We start from the raw sequence: 16,219 nt of genomic DNA on the forward strand, positions 1-16,219 counted from the left end.
TTCTTTAACAGAAAAATCTATCCGACGATGATTATTTCAAAGCGTCTTTTGCAAGTTGATCAACGATTTCATTGAATTCTATACCCGAATGGGCTTTTACTTTTTGGAATACTACTTCAATGCCGGTAGAAATTTGTTGGTAAAAAGTAATGTAGTCTTTAGAAACTTGTTTATTTGCTCGCCATTTCCCAGTAGCCCACATTTCGATACCAAGATAATCGTAGTGAACGATTACTTTCTTATAACCATTATCCTTAGCCCATTTGATGGCATTTAAGCTTCCAAAACATTCTCCAGCAATTTGATAACTTTCGACATATCTTGGATCATTGTCAGCATTACTCATCTTGGCAATCACTTTGTCATCTTTGAGCATGACTACACCGTAACTATAGCGATTGCTGACTTTATCAAAAGAGCCATCTACATAAGCAAACACAGTATCTTCCGCTGACACTGTCGAGACGACTTCTTTTGGGTTGATGAATTGTTCAGCTTCTTGTTTGGTTGCAAAGGATTTGAACTCTGCACCAGAATAGCCTGAAATTTGTTGTTGAGCTTGTGGCCAGGTCGTATAAATACCTGGTTTTCTTCCTTTTTTTACTGCATAAAATTTTTGAGCCATACGTACCTCCATTTAGTTAAGCACTATCTACTTTATGTAATCGATAAGGCGTTGTCAATATCCTTCATTGACATAAGATGACAGATTCAGTACTTTAAGAATAAATGAAATATCTTCATAGCGATGTTTCATGAAAAAAGTAACCTAACGGATAAACCCTACTCAATTGATGGAGCTTATTGAGACGCGATTTGAGTATGGTCAAGTATAATAATCTTAAAGATCAAATGCATCTGGATGAAGGGGACTATCATGATAAAAGAATTTTGTGCAGAAAATTTTACACAAATACAAGCTGCTATAAAAAATGGCGCAAATCGAATAGAACTTTGTGACAATTTGGCAGTAGGCGGTACGACACCATCCTATGGCGTGATTAAACGCACAGTAGAATATTGTAAGGAAGAAGCTGTGCCTGTTATGACGATGATCAGACCTAGAGGGGGAAACTTCAACTATTCAATTCAAGAAGGCATTATCATGGAAAATGATATTGAACAAGCAATTGAATTGGGAACAGATGGAGTTGTTTTGGGATGTTTAACAGAAGACAATAGAATAGATCACGTATTGATGGAGACGTTGCTAAAAAAATGTAAGCAAGTAGAAGTCACTTTTCATATGGCGTTCGACGAAATTTCGCCAGATCATCAATTTGAGGAGATGGAATGGCTCATTGATCATCACGCAACCCGTATACTTACTCATGGGAAAAAATCGGGAAAGTTAATCGAACATCAAGATAGATTAAATGAATTGATTACGCACGCTAAAGGTAGAATTGAAATTTTACCAGGCGGTGGTATTACACATGAAAATTTAGAAATAGTGAAGCAAGTAATTGAAACTGATCAGTTCCATGGGACTAGAATTGTTGAGCAATAAAAAAATGCGTCTTTCTACTTAATCATAGAAAGACGCATTTTTTTATATTAAGCATTTGTTTGTAATAAACGTTTAACGAATATTAGACGATAGGCAAACTGAATAATTGTTGACAGGCCTAACAAAGTGAATGGTACAAAAAATACTAACGAAGATTGGACTACGTTAATAGACGCGACATGCCAATAGACAAGTATTGTACTCATAGTGAGTAAGCCATTTACAATTAACGAAGACAAAGGTCCTTGACTGACGAGGTTCATCAGTTTCGTGGCGATTGCTAAAACGAATACCGCTAGAGCAGCGTAACCTAGTACACTGGTAATCATTAAGAAAGTGAGCGACTGCAGAAATAGTATCTCGCTGACAATATGAAAAGTTGCAAAACTAGCGACAGCGAGTGTAAGAAATTTGATAGTGAAACGAGAAGTATCATTAGAAAACCAAGCTAAAACAACCATACTAACGTAAGCAATGGTTCCAATGATCATAGAAGAGTGATGAACAGAATATCTTGGAAGAAGCTCGGTAAATAAACCAACAATCATGAAAAGTGTTAATAATGATAATCCTATTTTTGTAGGAGCATTTTTTTTCATTTCCAAGGGTATCCTCCTTTCTTTTATATGTAAAAGACTATGCTAATAAATTACCATAAATAACAAACTGTTGCGAAAAGAAAGCATTAAAACGAGCGTGACAAAAGTAAAAAAAAGAGGCATACTGATGTAGTAGAAAGCTAGAAGGGCGTGAAGGCGATATGCATAAATGGCTGGTTCAAATATTTAGAAGAAGAGTGTTATTGGCATTACTCATAGTGATACAATTTGGTATATTCTCTTTTATGATTAATCAATCTATTGCTTATTCGATTGTACTAGAATCAGTATTTACGGCTGTATCTATTTTGATTGCACTGCATGTAGTTGGAAAAAAAGGTAAAGAAGCGTATAAAATTACTTGGATTCTTCAAGTGTTGATTTTTCCAGTGTATGGTGCGTTATTTTATTTAATGTTCAATCGACAAACAAAAACAAAAAAATTACAGAAAAAACTAGAGAAAATTTATGATTTTCATCGATCTTACTTAAATACTTTTCCGAATACTTTGGAACGGGCATCTATAGAATACCCTGAATATGCTACGCAGATGTTTTATCTGGAAAAAACAATGGGTTTTCCAGTATACGATCTTACAGATATTCAATATTTTGAAATTGGGGAAACCTATTATGAGTCGATGCTTCAATCGCTACAAGAAGCAAAAAAGTATATCTTTTTTGAATTCTTTATTGTATCAGAAGGAAAAATGTGGAGTGAAATACAAGAAATATTAGCTGAAAAAGCATTACAGGGTGTGGAAGTACGGGTGATGTTTGATGACATTGGTAGTTTTGTAACCCTTCCAGAGCAAACAAAGCAGCTATTAGAAGAGAAAGGGATCCAATGCAGAGTGTATAATCCATTTCATCCTATTCTGACGTCTTCACAAAATAATCGCGATCATCGAAAAATTCTATCTATCGATGGGGAAGTTTCTTTCACAGGAGGCATTAATATAGCAGACGAGTATATTAATGCAATTGAAAAATTCGGACACTGGAAAGATACAGGTATAAAAATGAATGGTCCTGCAGCTTGGGGACAAACGTTGATTTTTCTTCAATTATGGCAAACGATGGATGAAACCCTGTCAGCAAAAGAAATGACATTATTATTACCTGCTTTTGATGGACCAACTAGACAAGAATCTAAAGGCTATGTTCAGCCCTATGCGGATAGCCCCACGGATACACAAAATGTTGGAGAGCATGTATTTGTTAAAATGATTCATCAAGCAAAGAAATCGGTACTGATCTATACCCCTTATTTAATACTTGATGAAAATCTAGAAACTGCCTTGACTCTGGCTGCACAAAGCGGCGTAAGTGTGAAAATTATTCTTCCGAAAATATGGGACAAGTACTTAGTTCATATGACCAGTCGATCATATTATAAAGAATTAATTGATGCTGGGGTCGAAGTATTTGAATACACAGCAGGCTTTATGCACGCGAAATCTGTAATCGTTGATGAAGAAAGTGCGGTGATTGGAACAATTAATTTTGACTATAGAAGCTTGTACCTTCACTTCGAAAATGCTGTTGCTTTATACGGTGTACCTGAAATTAAGAATATGGTATTAGATTTTAATGAAACAGAGAAATTGAGTGAAAAAATATCTTTATCGGAACTTTCGGATTCAAAAATAGCGAGAGTGGCCAAAAGAATTCTGCGATTATTTGCACCATTAATGTGATTTCATTAAAATAGTTCCATAGAACCGAAGCTTGTTTAAAAGAATGTTGGAGGATAAGATGTTGGAAAAAGTCACGATTTATCATACAAATGACATACACTCGCACTTAGATCATTGGCCTAGAACAGCAGCTTTCCTTAGAGAAAAACGGGAAATACACAGATCGCAGCTGGAAGATTGCTATATTTTTGACATTGGCGATGCATGTGATAGAGTCCATCCGCTCACTGAAGCAACGGATGGGAAAGCGATGACAAGACTACTAAATGATGCACACTATGATGCGGCTACAATAGGCAACAATGAAGGAATAGGAAGTACAAAAGAGCAATTAGATCACTTATATGATCAAGCAAATTTCGATGTTATTCTTTCTAATTTGACCGACCGGTCTTCGGGGGTATCTCCAAATTGGGCTAGCACAATTAAACTTTATAAAACAAAAGAACAGACTAGAATTGGCGTGATTGCTTGCACAATACCTTTAGCTGTGAGCTATGGACCGCTTGGTTGGGATGTAAAGGATCCTTTCGAGGCAATCAGAGAGAAGCTGCAGGAGTACGAAAATATAATTGATAATTGGATTTTACTTAGTCATTTGGGTATTAACTATGATCGTAAAATTGCAAAAGAATTTCCTGAATTAGATGTTATAATAGGAGCACATACACATCATCTTTTACCCGAAGGGGAGAGGGTAAATCAAACCCTACTGACCGGAGCTGGAAAATTTGACGAGCATGTTGGACAAATTGATTTGTACTTTGACCAACATACCGTTAAAATGGCTAAGGCTACAGTAATCAGTGTAGAGGAAGAAATACCAGCAGTACCGGATGAAAAACAATTGGCTAAACAATATATACAGATTGGACATGAATTATTACAAAAGCAAAAGATTGCAGAGATTCCTAACAATCTAGTAGTAGACTGGAACGAACAGACTAATTTTGTAGACATTGCAATGGAAGCTATTCGTGACTACGCCAATACTGATAGTGCCATACTGAATGCAGGACTGTTTTTACAGCCGCTGATTGAAGGCGATGTAACAAATGATGATTTACACAGAGCATTGCCACACCCTATGCGGATCTTGAAATTCTCATTGAAGGGCAGAGCACTCAAATTATTGATAGAATCCATGGAAGAACAAAAAGATAGGCTTCGGACACTTCCTATCAAAGGTTTAGGATTTAGAGGGGAAGTCTTTGGGCAACTCTGTTATAAAGATATACAAATAATAGATAGAGAAACGATAATGTTAAAAGGACAACCGTTAATAGACGAACAAGTTTATTCAATTGCAACAGTCGATCACTATTTATTTGTGCCATTCTTCCCTGAGATTACAAATGATGCTGAATATGAAGTATTATTTCCGCATTTTTTAAGAAAAATAGTTGGTCAGTACCTAAACAAACGTTACCCGATAAATATGGAATAAGAAGGGATCTTATGAACGACACACTTAGAAACGAAGAAGAATTAAATGAACCGGTAATTGAAAAAGCGACATTGGAAGAATCCATAGAAATCCAATTAAAAGAAGATAACAGGCTTGTAAAGAAAATTGACCACGACACACTCTCTTTAAACGGAGATGCATACAAAGTCGTAGAAAATTATCGAGAAGCTTTAGATTTAGAAATGCTAGAAGCTAGATATAGCGACTTTTTAGATAAATACGATTATATTGTAGGGGATATCTCTTATGAAAAGTTACGCTTAAGAGGATTTTATTATTCGAAAAATAAAAAAGTGCCGATTGATATGCGCATATCTAGCTTAAAAGATTATTTAACGGAATATTGTAATTTTGGGTGTGCATACTTTGTACTTGAAAGAATGGAACCTAAAAAGAAACAAAAATCTCAGCCTAAAAGAAAAAACAAACCAAATACTAAACCGAGTACAAATAGAAAGACGAATGCATCTTCTAAGCAGTCTAATCAGAAAAAATCTGACCAGATGAAGAGAAATGAAAGTAAAGCAAGCCCTAAAAAAAGAGAACAACCAAAAAAAGAACAAACTAAAAAGAGTTTTACAAAAAAAGATCGTCAGCAAACTGTAATGACTGAGACTGAAAAAAATCATTCAGACAATAACAAAGTTAAAACGGTCAAGAATCAAAAAGGCGAAACAAAATTTAAAATACGCCAAAAAAATCATACAGACTTATAAATCATATGTCGAACTAACAGAAAACGAGGGATAGGTTTCATGGAGGAAATGGTTAAACAGTATAAAGGTTATTTAATTGATTTAGATGGTACGATGTACAAAGGAAACGAGCCGATTTCAGAAGCACCTGACTTTATCAATCGTCTGAGAACAGCAGGAAAACCATTTTTATTTCTAACAAATAATTCTACAAGCAGTCCCGAAGATGTAACGGAAAAACTCGTTAATCAATTTGGTGTAGAAGCCTATGTAAATGAAATATACACTAGTTCATTAGCGACTGCAGATTATTTAAAAACACTTGGTGGTCAATCAGTTTATGTAATTGGTGAAAAAGGTTTGCATGAAGCTGTTGCACGAGCTGGATTCATTGTAGACGAAGAAAACCCTGATCATGTTGTCGTTGGATTGGACCGTGAGCTAACCTATCAAAAATGTGAGACAGCAACCTTAGCTATTCAAAAAGGTGCTTCTTTTATTGCTACTAATAAAGATACCAATCTTCCTACCGAACGAGGGATGGTACCGGGAGCCGGATCACTAGTTGCACTGATTGAAAAAGCTACCAGAATAAAACCAACATTTGTTGGAAAACCAGAATCCATTATTATGAATGAAGCATTAAAAGTAATTGGACTAGAAAAAAGTGAGGTATTGATGGTAGGGGATAACTACGAAACGGATATTCTTGCTGGAATTGAAAACGAGATAGACACCTTACTTGTCTATACTGGTTTTACTAAAGAAGCAGATTTAGAAACAGTTATTGAGCAACCAACTTATTCGATACAAACACTAGACGAATGGGATGTAAGATAATGGGTAGAATTAAAGATAGTCTAGGAATACTCTGTTTGATTCTTTTTATGATTACTGCTGCGATCGGGATTACAATCTGGTTCGTACCCTTATATCAATTCACTATCCGTTCGCAGAATATACCAGAAATGCTAGATCTGAGTTATGAGCGGTTGATGGCTAACTACTATGTCCTTTTGCGCTATCTCCATTTTCCTTGGATAAATGAGTTGAATTTCCCGGATTTCCCTAGTTCTAATGATGGCTTACTTCATTTTTATGAAGTTAAAAGATTGTTTTACGTTAACTACAGTGTTTTGGTGGTTAGTGGCGTAATCACTTTTTTCTACTTGAGATTTTTGAAGCAAGCCAATCGATTGTGGCTACTGATTAAACCGTTTTTCATAGCTAGCCTTATGCCGCCAGTATTGTTGATGTTTTTAGCAATTGGGTTTGATCAAATGTTTGTGCTTTTTCACCAAGTTTTTTTCAACAATGATGCTTGGCTGTTTAATCCTGCAACAGATCCGATCATCAATGCGTTACCGCAAGACTTTTTCATGTATTGCTTCATCTTATTTTTCTTTTTAATTGAGGTATTCTTTATTTCAGGGTATCAATATAGTAAAAGAAAGGCATTCAAATAAACAAATAGCCCCCCTTTTGCTGTTCAAAGATCAGCGAAAGGGGGGCTATTTATTATTTCATAATATCTGAAATGCCAGGATTGTCATGAGCTAGACGGCTTGCAGCAGCTGCAGCAATCGCTCCAACAATATCATCTAAGAAAGTATGTGTTTCATTTGAATCCTCATGGTTATCTAGCTTTCCAATCAATTTCGGTTTGGTCTTATCAAGATAGCCGTAGTTTGTAAAACCAATAGATCCATAAACATTGACAATCGATAGTGCTAAAATTTCATCGATACCATACAAACCTTCGTCCTCTTGAATGATTTCTTGTAGGGGACTAGATAGTTTCCCTTGTTCGCATAGAACATCTAGTTCGATACCCGTCAGAATGGTATTTTGTACTTCACGTTTTTTAATGACAGAACGAACATTCTCGATACAGAGTTCCATCGATATATCTGAAATATAAGGTTTTTGTAAGTCGAAGACTAACTCTGCAATTTCTTCTAATGTTACGCCACGTTCTTCTAGACGTTGTAAAGCTACTTTGTGTAATTTTGAACTGGGTTGTACCATAGTTAAATTCCTCCTTTATATTGTGTAAACCAATCTATTCATCAAAAGAAAGATTGGTGCTTAGATAAGGTTGAGTATGCTCTTCAGGATGGATATAGTGTACGGCATGGTTTACAGCTATTGGTGCCTCGCCGAATCCAGTAGCAATCAATTTGATTTTACCATCATATGTGCTGATGTCTCCGGCTGCATATATTCCTTCAACGGAAGTTTCCATCTTTTGATTAACTAAAATTTCACTTTTTTCTAAATCGACATGCCAATCTTTTAAGGGTCCTACAGAAGAACTGAAACCATAACTGACTACAAAAAAATCTAAATCAATCGTTTTGGTACGATTACCTTTGGCTTCTTTCAAAACGATTGAAGAAAGCTGATTACCTTCTCCATGTAAGGCTTCTGGAACATAAGGTGTAAGCAACTCGATTGAAGATTGCTTTACTTGCTCTACAGTTGCTTCGTGTGCTCTGAATTTGTCTCTTCTATGAATGAGATAGACCTTTTTAGCGACTGACTCTAGTGTGAGTGCCCAATCGACGGCTGAATCTCCGCCTCCACAGATAGCCACTGTTTTATCTTTGTATTGTTCGATATTATTCACGATATAGTGAAGTGAATGATCTTCAAATTGTTCAGCATGTTCAAGCGATAGTTTTCTAGGTTTAAATGCACCTTGTCCAGTAGTAATAATAATTGATTTTGAATAATGAATCCCTTTGTTAGTTGTTAATTCAAAGATGTCCTCATCATTTTTTTCTACTTTTAAAACTTTTTCTTCCATACAAAGCGTAGTATCAAATAGTTGCATTTGAGCAGTTAATTGACGGATAAGCTCTTTTCCTGTTACAGCGGCATAGCCACCAATATCGTAAATCGTTTTGTCAGGGTAGAGCAAGGCTACTTGTCCGCCTAGTACGGGTAATGTTTCAATCAACTTTGTTTTTGCATTACGCATACCGGCATAAAAAGCTGCGAACATGCCGATTGGTCCTCCGCCAATAATTGTAATGTCTGTTATGTTTTCTTCACTTACCAATGGTACTCCTCCAATAAATCATGAAATATAAAACTTTCCTTGTGTTCGTTCATTAATAGAATATGTGTATACCTAGTGCAATGAGAATACCGGACAATATTCCAAAAAATACTTCAATTGGTTTGTGCCCAAGAAACTCTTTTGAGTGTTTCGTTTCATCGATCATTTCTTTCACGCTTTTGCTACCATCTTGTCCAAGGTTAACAATCATTTTTCTTAGGTTCTCAAAGTCAGCGATCAGTTCATTGATCAAGATGCCATGTTCGCCACTTTGTCTTCTGACCCCCATTGAATCAAAGATGACGATGACGCCAAAAGTTGCTGCAATCGCAACAAAAGGTGATTCCATCCCTTCTTTTATAATTAAACTCGTAATCAATGCAGTTACACCCGCAGAGTGAGAACTAGGCATTCCACCAGTAGAAGTAGCTAATGCAAGAGATGTTGGCCTTCCGAGTATGAATGCAACAGGAATTTTAATGATTTGTGTAATAATTATGGCAGAAAGAGCGGCTATCATAGGATAATTATTGAAAAATGGCATAGAATTTCTCCCTTTATAATAAATGCAAATCTAGTATTTATCATAACATGAATAGATATATTATCTAAATAAAAGTTTCGATTTAGATGGGAAGAACGAGAAAAGAATCCCGTTATGGTAGTCTGAAATGATCATTTTATAGTCATTCCTGAAGCTAATTGACCATTACAAAATTCATGAAATGAAAGACTGTAAGACAATTAACGAAAAGGTATTGGAAAAAGAAGGGATCTAATGTAAACTAATAATGATCTTATGAAGGAGGAATATTAATATGAGCCAATTTCCACAATTAGCAGAAGCAAAAGCTGATGCTTTAACAGCAACGATTAAAACAAACAAAGGAGATATCACTGTCGAGTTATTTCCAGAGCATGCACCTAAGACAGTAGAGAACTTTACTGGTTTAGCTGAAAAAGGATACTACGATGGTATTATTTTCCATAGAGTGATTCCTAATTTTATGATTCAAGGTGGAGACCCAACTGGTAGCGGTATGGGTGGAGAAAGTCTATGGGGCGGTAACTTCGAGGATGAATTCTCACCAGAGCTATTTAATTTAAAAGGTGCATTATCAATGGCGAACGCTGGACCTGGAACGAATTCTAGTCAGTTCTTTATCGTTACAATGTCAGAACTTCCAGAACAAATGGTTCCACAATTAGAGCAAGCAGGCTTCCCAGATGAAGTTATTGAAGCTTACAAATCAAATGGCGGAACACCATGGTTAGATCAAAAACATACTGTATTTGGACACGTTATCAAAGGCTTAGACGTAGCTGAAACTATACAAGATGTTGATCGCAATGCTATGGACAAACCGAATGAAGATGTAGTCATTAAAACAATTGAGATCAATAGATAATAAAGCATTAAGGCAAGGTGAAGTGCAAACTTTGCCTTGCCTTGCCTTACATATTAACTGAATGGAGTGTAGAGAATGATAGGAGCTATTGAAGCTGGGGGAACGAAGTTTGTATGCGCTATCAGTGATGATTCGCTTACGATTCAAGATAGAATGACGATTCCAACAACCACGCCAGACGAAACGCTAGGAAAGGTTTTTGCGTTTTTTGATCAATATGAATTAAGTGCAATAGGTATTGGCTCATTTGGACCAATTGGGGTGAATAAAGAGTCAGATTCGTATGGTTTTGTCACAACTACCCCAAAAACTGCTTGGAAAAATACTGATTTTCTTGGACGGATGAAAGCACGGTATAACATTCCAATTGGTTGGACAACAGATGTGAACGCTGCAGCATTAGGAGAATTAGAAGCAGGTGCTGCCAAAGGACTGTCTTCATGTGTTTATTTGACGGTAGGGACCGGAATAGGTGGAGGTGCCGTAGTAGATGGTAAACCCTTGGAAGGATTTGGTCATCCGGAAATGGGACATGTGCTAGTTAAACTGCACCCTGAAGATTCTTTTGAAGGTGTTTGCCCTTATCATGGTAACTGTTTAGAAGGCTTGGCTGCAGGTCCTGCTATTGAAAAGAGATATGGCGATAAAGCGCAAAATCTAAGTAATCGTGAAGAAGTTTGGACGATTCAAGCTTACTATATAGCGCAAGCGTTGATGAACTATACGTTAATATTAAGCCCAGAGAAAATTATTCTTGGTGGAGGGGTGATGAAACAAAAACAACTCTTTCCACTTATTCGGAGTGCTTTTAAAACGTTATTGAATGATTACGTCGAAACACCAGATTTGGAATCATATATTACGAGTCCAGATTTGGGTGATGATGCCGGTATTACAGGAAGCTTAATTTTGGCAATGAATGAATTAAAAAAATAAACGTGTAGGATTAAGGTTAAAACAAAAAAGCGATTGAGTGAAGTGTTCATGACACTAAGCTCAATCGCTTTTTTGAAGAAAATTTTTACTTTGTTCTAGAATCAAAAACCTTTTTGATTCTAGACAGACCTTCTAAAAGCACAGCGGTAGGACAAGCGAAATTCAACCGCATAAATTGTCCGCTAGTATGTCCGTATGCTTGACCATCGTTTAACGCAATATCCCCCAATTTAATGAAAGCATCTTTCAGCTCATCACTTTTAAGATTCAAAGCTGAAGCATCAAACCAAAACAAGTAGGTGGATTCTGGTATCATATAAAAAATTGTTGGAAGTTCCTGTTCAAAAAAATCTGTTACAACTGCTCGGTTTTTTTCTAAATACTGCATTAAGCCGAGATGCCACTCTGAACTTCTAGTAAAGGCAGCTTCTGTTGCAACCATTCCAAAGGTAGATACATGACTTTGTTCGGTTTGAGATTGAACAAACTGCAACTTATTTTTTATTTCTTCATTATATACGATATAAAAGGCTAACTTGGTTCCAGCAATGTTAAATGTCTTAGTAGCCGAATGAAGTGTAATCACCCAATCTTTATAGCCTTCACTTAATGTAACCGGAGAGAACATAGAAACAGAAGAATAGACTAAATCACTATGGATTTCATCACTGACTAACTTAACTTGATATTTGATACATAAATTGACAAGCTTAATCAATTCTGCTTTTGACCAGACACGTCCACCGGGATTGTGTGGATTACTTAATAGAAATAATTTGATTGGTTGCGTCGATAATAGATGCTCAATGTGATCGAAATCCATTTTATATTGCCCATCCCTAATAAATAAAGGCGATCTGTAAAGCGTTCGATTGTTTGATTCTACAACTGAAGCGAAGGGAGTATAGACAGGGTCATGAATCATAACACCATCTTTGGGATCAGTTAATGCTTGTACACATACAGCTAAAGCTCCAACAACGCCTGGTGAGAATAAAAGATTATCTTCTGTAACGTCCATATGATGTCTTTCCTTTTGCCAGTCTGCAATTGCATGGACTAATTGAGTAGATGGCATGGCGTAGCCAAGAATAGAAGAATCAATCAAATCATGCAGTGCTTGCTTGATAGTATTCGGATGATCAAAATCCATGTCAGCTACCCACATAGGTAAGGCGGTTTCTGAACCAAATATAGCTTCGCGTCCATCCCACTTCACACTATTTGTTCCTGCACGCTTAACGATTTCATCAAATTGACTATTCATATAAAACATCCTTTATAACTTTTTTTCATTATAACGCTGATTTTTTTGGAATTCTATAATGGATTTTTAAAATCTCACCTATTCTAAGGATTTTTAAGCAGTTAGAGAATTTCCCTAAGTAAAATATTCATGATATACTAATTAGGATAAATTGGAAAAATACTCCATGAAAGATAGAGAGGTGAATTCATGGAATACAAAATTGGAGACCGTGTGCGTGGAAATGTCACTGGTATACAACCGTATGGAGTATTTGTTGCATTAGATGATGAAACACAGGGGCTCGTGCATATTTCTGAACTTAAACATGGTTTTATAAAAGAAATTGAAGATATTGTTACGATTGGAGATGCTGTAGATGTGATCGTCATGGACATCGATGAATACAGCAAAAAAATTAGTCTATCGATGCGGGGACTGAACAAACCCAAATATCATCCTTTTTCGAATAAAAAAAAGAACCCAAGATACGGGCGGCGATCAGGGACGGAATTTGAGTCAATTCGTAGAAAATTTCCTAATTGGATAGATGAAGCACTTCGAGAAATTGAAGAAGGCGAACGTCAAGAGTAGTGAAGTCTAAAAACAATTACAATACTGAAGCTTTAAAATTAACCAATTTAAGAGTCGATTGTTAAGAAGTTGTACCAGAATGGCTGGTCGGATCCTGAGAGGTGTAAATTTGATAGCAAAAAATCATTATGTGGCATGTACAGTACTAGTTAAAGACGAAGAAGATAGATATGTGTTTTTAGTCAAAAAAGAAGTAGAAGGATTTTCTTTTCCAGCAACAGAAGTTTTGCCTAAAAAGACTGGGCTAGCTTGTATCATTGAAAGAATAAAAGAAGTATTACACATAGATGTAGAAAAACTTGAGTTGAATGAGCTGACTAACGCTGTAGTTCAAAACCACAGTGTGCCTCTATTCGTGTTTATTTACGATAACGAGAGCCACCCTTCTCCCCAAGACTTATTGAAAGATAACAGTGAGTTATCTTGGGAACATTCTGAAAAAATAACGAAGACACTTGAGGACTGGGAGATATCTGGTGTTCCGCAGTTTTTGTTGATCTAAGTATATCAATAAAACAAGAGGATCTTTGAGGTTCCTCTTGTTTTTTATGGTATAAATCATTTAAAATAAACAATGAACGATATAAAAATTATGGAGGTTGGAACTCGGATGGGTCACATTTCATTTGATTATTCAAACGTTTTAAGCCGATTTATAGGGGAAGAAGAATTAAAAAACATGCAAGCGCAAGTAACAACTGCACATGATACAGTAAGAAACGGTACTGGAGCAGGAAGCGATTTTCTAGGCTGGGTAAATTTACCTACGGAATATGATAAAGATGAATTTTCACGCATCAAGAAAGCAGCAGAAAAGATTAAATCAAATTCTGAAATTCTTGTTGTTATAGGAATCGGTGGTTCTTACTTAGGAGCAAAAGCAGCGATTGATTTCTTAAACCATTCTTTTTATAACGAATTAAGTTCTGATAAAAGAGAAACGCCACAAATCTTTTTTGCCGGAAACAGTATTAGTTCAACTTATCTTTCAGACCTAATTGAACTAATTGGCGATAAAGACTTTTCAGTAAATGTCATTTCTAAATCTGGTACAACTACTGAACCAGCTTTAGCATTTAGGGTATTCAAAAATCTTCTTATTGAAAAATATGGTAAAGAAGAAGCGAAATCTCGTATTTTTGCGACCACAGACAAAGAAAAAGGTGCTTTAAAATCATTAGCGGACACAGAAGGATATGAGACTTTCGTTATTCCTGATGATGTTGGGGGACGTTTCTCAGTATTAACGGCTGTTGGCTTACTACCTATAGCAGTAAGTGGTGGAAACTTAGATGACTTGATGAAGGGCGCAGCAGATGCAGCAAGTTTGTATACGGATACTGATCTTTCAAATAATGAAGCTTATCAATATGCTGCGTTGAGAAATGTATTATATCGTAAAGGGTATTCTACTGAGTTATTAATCAACTATGAGCCAAACCTACAATACTTCTCTGAGTGGTGGAAACAATTATTTGGAGAGTCTGAAGGTAAGGATCAACGCGGTATTTATCCTTCAAGTGCTAATTTTTCAACAGACTTACACTCTCTAGGTCAATATATTCAAGAAGGAAGACGTAATCTTTTTGAAACAGTGATTAAAATCGACCGTCCAACTAAATCAATTGAGATCCCTTCTGAATCAGAAGATTTGGATGGCTTAGGTTATTTAGAAGGAAAAGACGTTGACTTCGTAAACACAAAAGCATTCCAAGGTACACTACTTGCCCATACTGATGGCGATGTACCTAACTTTGTTCTTACTATACCGGATACGAGTGCATATACATTAGGCTACTTGTTCTATTACTTTGAAATCGCAGTGGCTATTTCTGGGTATCTAAACAGCGTAAATCCATTTGATCAACCTGGAGTGGAAGCGTACAAGAAAAATATGTTTGCATTGCTAGGGAAACCTGGGTTTGAAGAACTTGCAAAAGAATTAAATGATCGTTTGTAGTATCGTTAAGTGAAATAAACTAAAATCTCCCACAAGCTATTTAGCTTATGGGAGATTTTTAACTATAAGAATATAAGGAGGAATATAGTAGTGGGAAATTCAATCAAGAGTGTTGTTGCTCGAAGAGAAGATTACGATAAGGTTTTTTCGGTATTAGTTGAGACTGCAAATTGGTTAAAAGAGAAAGGTTCTGATCAGTGGTCAGATTTGCTCCGGGGAGTAGATGTCCATAGAACTGACCAAGCTATAGAAAAACAAAATGTCTACATCGTATATTCCGATGAAGCGTTATTAGGCGTATTTATTCTTCTTGAAGAGCAAAGCGCATGGGATGCTCAGTTATGGGGCAGAGAAACAAGCGACGATATAGTCTATTTGCATAGAGTTGCTTTAGGACATCAGGTACATGGTAAAGGAAGCGGTAAAGAATTAGTGAAAGCAGCAATTAAAGTAGCAAAAAACAAAGAGAAAAAAATAGTGAGATTAGATTGTATATCAACTAATCAATATTTGAATCATTTCTATTCCTCGATTGGTTTCTTGCTAGTTGAAGAACATAAGCGTAATGAACCGCATAGTCAGTCTAGCTTTAATCTATATGAGAAAAGGCTCTAAATAAGGACTTCATCTTAGATAACACAAAATTTGAAAATAAAAATAGAATATTCGATAGATTTCTATTGACCGACAATCGATATCATGATAAAGTATATCTTGTCGCTTGTGAGAGACGAAATGAGTCGGAAAAACAAATAAATGTTTTTCTTGACACAGAATATCACGAGATGATATACTACTATAAGTCGAGCGAGTTAACGCTTCCAACCTTGGTTTGATAAGGTTTAGAAGAAAAAACTTTTTAAAAAAGTTATTGACATCGAAGAGACAACGTGGTAAGATATAAAAGTTGCTGCTAACGCGGTAACAACAAAATATCTAAGTCATAAAGAGTAGATCTTTGAAAACTGAACAAAGTAAAAACAACCAAATGTGCAGGGGTCTTCGATTCATTTATGAATCAAGACAACTAAACGAATG

18 protein-coding genes are annotated in these 16,219 nt (G+C 36.0%); 12 read left to right on the forward strand and 6 right to left on the reverse strand.

Annotation, left to right across the window (positions count from 1 at the left end; genetic code table 11):
* Window positions 1-31: 31 nt before the first annotated feature.
* Window positions 32-625, reverse strand: coding sequence for a ribonuclease H1 domain-containing protein (locus J5J05_RS03770; protein WP_208559340.1), 594 nt, complete (start codon window positions 623-625; stop codon window positions 32-34).
* A gap of 252 nt (window positions 626-877) precedes the next feature.
* Between J5J05_RS03770 and J5J05_RS03775 the strand changes: the two genes are divergently transcribed.
* Window positions 878-1,510, forward strand: coding sequence for a copper homeostasis protein CutC (locus J5J05_RS03775; protein ID WP_208559341.1), 633 nt, complete (start codon window positions 878-880; stop codon window positions 1,508-1,510).
* Between the two features lie 47 nt (window positions 1,511-1,557).
* On the opposite strand, the gene J5J05_RS03780 is transcribed toward J5J05_RS03775, so the two are convergent.
* Window positions 1,558-2,115: a hypothetical protein gene (locus tag J5J05_RS03780; protein ID WP_208559342.1), complete on the reverse strand. Its 558-nt coding sequence runs from the start codon at window positions 2,113-2,115 to the stop codon at window positions 1,558-1,560.
* A gap of 155 nt (window positions 2,116-2,270) precedes the next feature.
* Here J5J05_RS03780 and cls point away from each other — a divergent pair, with 155 nt between their 5' ends.
* From cls to J5J05_RS03805, 5 genes are read left to right on the forward strand one after another with little or no spacing between them, the layout of a single operon-like run.
* Window positions 2,271-3,809 (forward strand): cardiolipin synthase, encoded by a 1,539-nt coding sequence (cls, locus tag J5J05_RS03785; protein WP_208559343.1) that lies wholly within the window; start codon window positions 2,271-2,273, stop codon window positions 3,807-3,809.
* Between the two features lie 58 nt (window positions 3,810-3,867).
* Entirely contained in the window at window positions 3,868-5,256 is a 1,389-nt protein-coding gene (locus tag J5J05_RS03790; RefSeq protein WP_244244603.1) for a bifunctional metallophosphatase/5'-nucleotidase, read from the forward strand.
* 11 nt (window positions 5,257-5,267) lie between these two features.
* On the forward strand, window positions 5,268-5,993 hold the full coding sequence (locus tag J5J05_RS03795) for a YutD family protein (protein ID WP_208559344.1): 726 nt from the start codon (window positions 5,268-5,270) through the stop codon (window positions 5,991-5,993).
* Between the two features lie 48 nt (window positions 5,994-6,041).
* Window positions 6,042-6,812 carry a TIGR01457 family HAD-type hydrolase gene (locus tag J5J05_RS03800; protein WP_208559358.1) on the forward strand — a complete coding sequence of 257 codons (771 nt, stop codon included), beginning with the start codon at window positions 6,042-6,044 and terminating at the stop codon, window positions 6,810-6,812.
* Window positions 6,812-7,438 (forward strand): TIGR01906 family membrane protein, encoded by a 627-nt coding sequence (locus J5J05_RS03805; RefSeq protein WP_208559345.1) that lies wholly within the window; start codon window positions 6,812-6,814, stop codon window positions 7,436-7,438. Before J5J05_RS03800 ends, J5J05_RS03805 begins: the two co-directional genes overlap by 1 nt.
* Window positions 7,439-7,490: 52 nt before the next feature.
* Here the strand turns inward: J5J05_RS03805 and J5J05_RS03810 are convergent, their stop codons facing one another.
* The 3 genes from J5J05_RS03810 to J5J05_RS03820 are packed head-to-tail and all read right to left on the reverse strand — an operon-like array spanning window position 7,491 to window position 9,580.
* Window positions 7,491-8,000, reverse strand: a complete 510-nt coding sequence (locus J5J05_RS03810) for a phosphatidylglycerophosphatase A family protein (protein WP_208559346.1) — start codon at window positions 7,998-8,000, stop codon at window positions 7,491-7,493.
* 34 nt (window positions 8,001-8,034) lie between these two features.
* On the reverse strand, window positions 8,035-9,036 hold the full coding sequence (locus J5J05_RS03815) for an NAD(P)/FAD-dependent oxidoreductase (RefSeq protein ID WP_208559347.1): 1,002 nt from the start codon (window positions 9,034-9,036) through the stop codon (window positions 8,035-8,037).
* Between the two features lie 52 nt (window positions 9,037-9,088).
* A complete protein-coding gene (locus tag J5J05_RS03820; RefSeq protein ID WP_208559348.1) occupies window positions 9,089-9,580 on the reverse strand; it encodes a divergent PAP2 family protein in 492 nt (163 codons plus the stop codon).
* 274 nt (window positions 9,581-9,854) lie between these two features.
* Here J5J05_RS03820 and J5J05_RS03825 point away from each other — a divergent pair, with 274 nt between their 5' ends.
* Window positions 9,855-10,445 carry a peptidylprolyl isomerase gene (locus J5J05_RS03825; protein ID WP_208559349.1) on the forward strand — a complete coding sequence of 197 codons (591 nt, stop codon included), beginning with the start codon at window positions 9,855-9,857 and terminating at the stop codon, window positions 10,443-10,445.
* Window positions 10,446-10,520: 75 nt separating this feature from the next.
* Window positions 10,521-11,381 (forward strand): ROK family protein, encoded by an 861-nt coding sequence (locus J5J05_RS03830; protein WP_208559350.1) that lies wholly within the window; start codon window positions 10,521-10,523, stop codon window positions 11,379-11,381.
* Between the two features lie 85 nt (window positions 11,382-11,466).
* Here J5J05_RS03830 and J5J05_RS03835 read toward each other — a convergent pair whose 3' ends face one another.
* Window positions 11,467-12,648 carry a MalY/PatB family protein gene (locus tag J5J05_RS03835; protein WP_208559351.1) on the reverse strand — a complete coding sequence of 394 codons (1,182 nt, stop codon included), beginning with the start codon at window positions 12,646-12,648 and terminating at the stop codon, window positions 11,467-11,469.
* Window positions 12,649-12,837: 189 nt separating this feature from the next.
* Between J5J05_RS03835 and J5J05_RS03840 the strand changes: the two genes are divergently transcribed.
* From J5J05_RS03840 to J5J05_RS03855, 4 genes are all read left to right on the forward strand, one after another.
* Window positions 12,838-13,221 (forward strand): CvfD/Ygs/GSP13 family RNA-binding post-transcriptional regulator, encoded by a 384-nt coding sequence (locus tag J5J05_RS03840; protein ID WP_208559352.1) that lies wholly within the window; start codon window positions 12,838-12,840, stop codon window positions 13,219-13,221.
* 79 nt (window positions 13,222-13,300) lie between these two features.
* Window positions 13,301-13,723, forward strand: coding sequence for a hypothetical protein (locus J5J05_RS03845; RefSeq protein ID WP_208559353.1), 423 nt, complete (start codon window positions 13,301-13,303; stop codon window positions 13,721-13,723).
* Between the two features lie 108 nt (window positions 13,724-13,831).
* The gene (locus J5J05_RS03850; protein WP_208559354.1) at window positions 13,832-15,181 is read left to right on the forward strand and encodes a glucose-6-phosphate isomerase; all 1,350 of its coding nucleotides are present in this window, start codon (window positions 13,832-13,834) and stop codon (window positions 15,179-15,181) included.
* A 90-nt stretch (window positions 15,182-15,271) separates the two neighbouring features.
* Window positions 15,272-15,796, forward strand: coding sequence for a GNAT family N-acetyltransferase (locus J5J05_RS03855; RefSeq protein ID WP_208559355.1), 525 nt, complete (start codon window positions 15,272-15,274; stop codon window positions 15,794-15,796).
* Window positions 15,797-16,219 lie beyond the last annotated feature (423 nt).

It is taken from the genome of Marinilactibacillus kalidii, from assembly GCF_017599325.1.
Taxonomy (GTDB): Bacteria; Bacillota; Bacilli; order Lactobacillales; family Carnobacteriaceae_A; genus Marinilactibacillus; species Marinilactibacillus kalidii.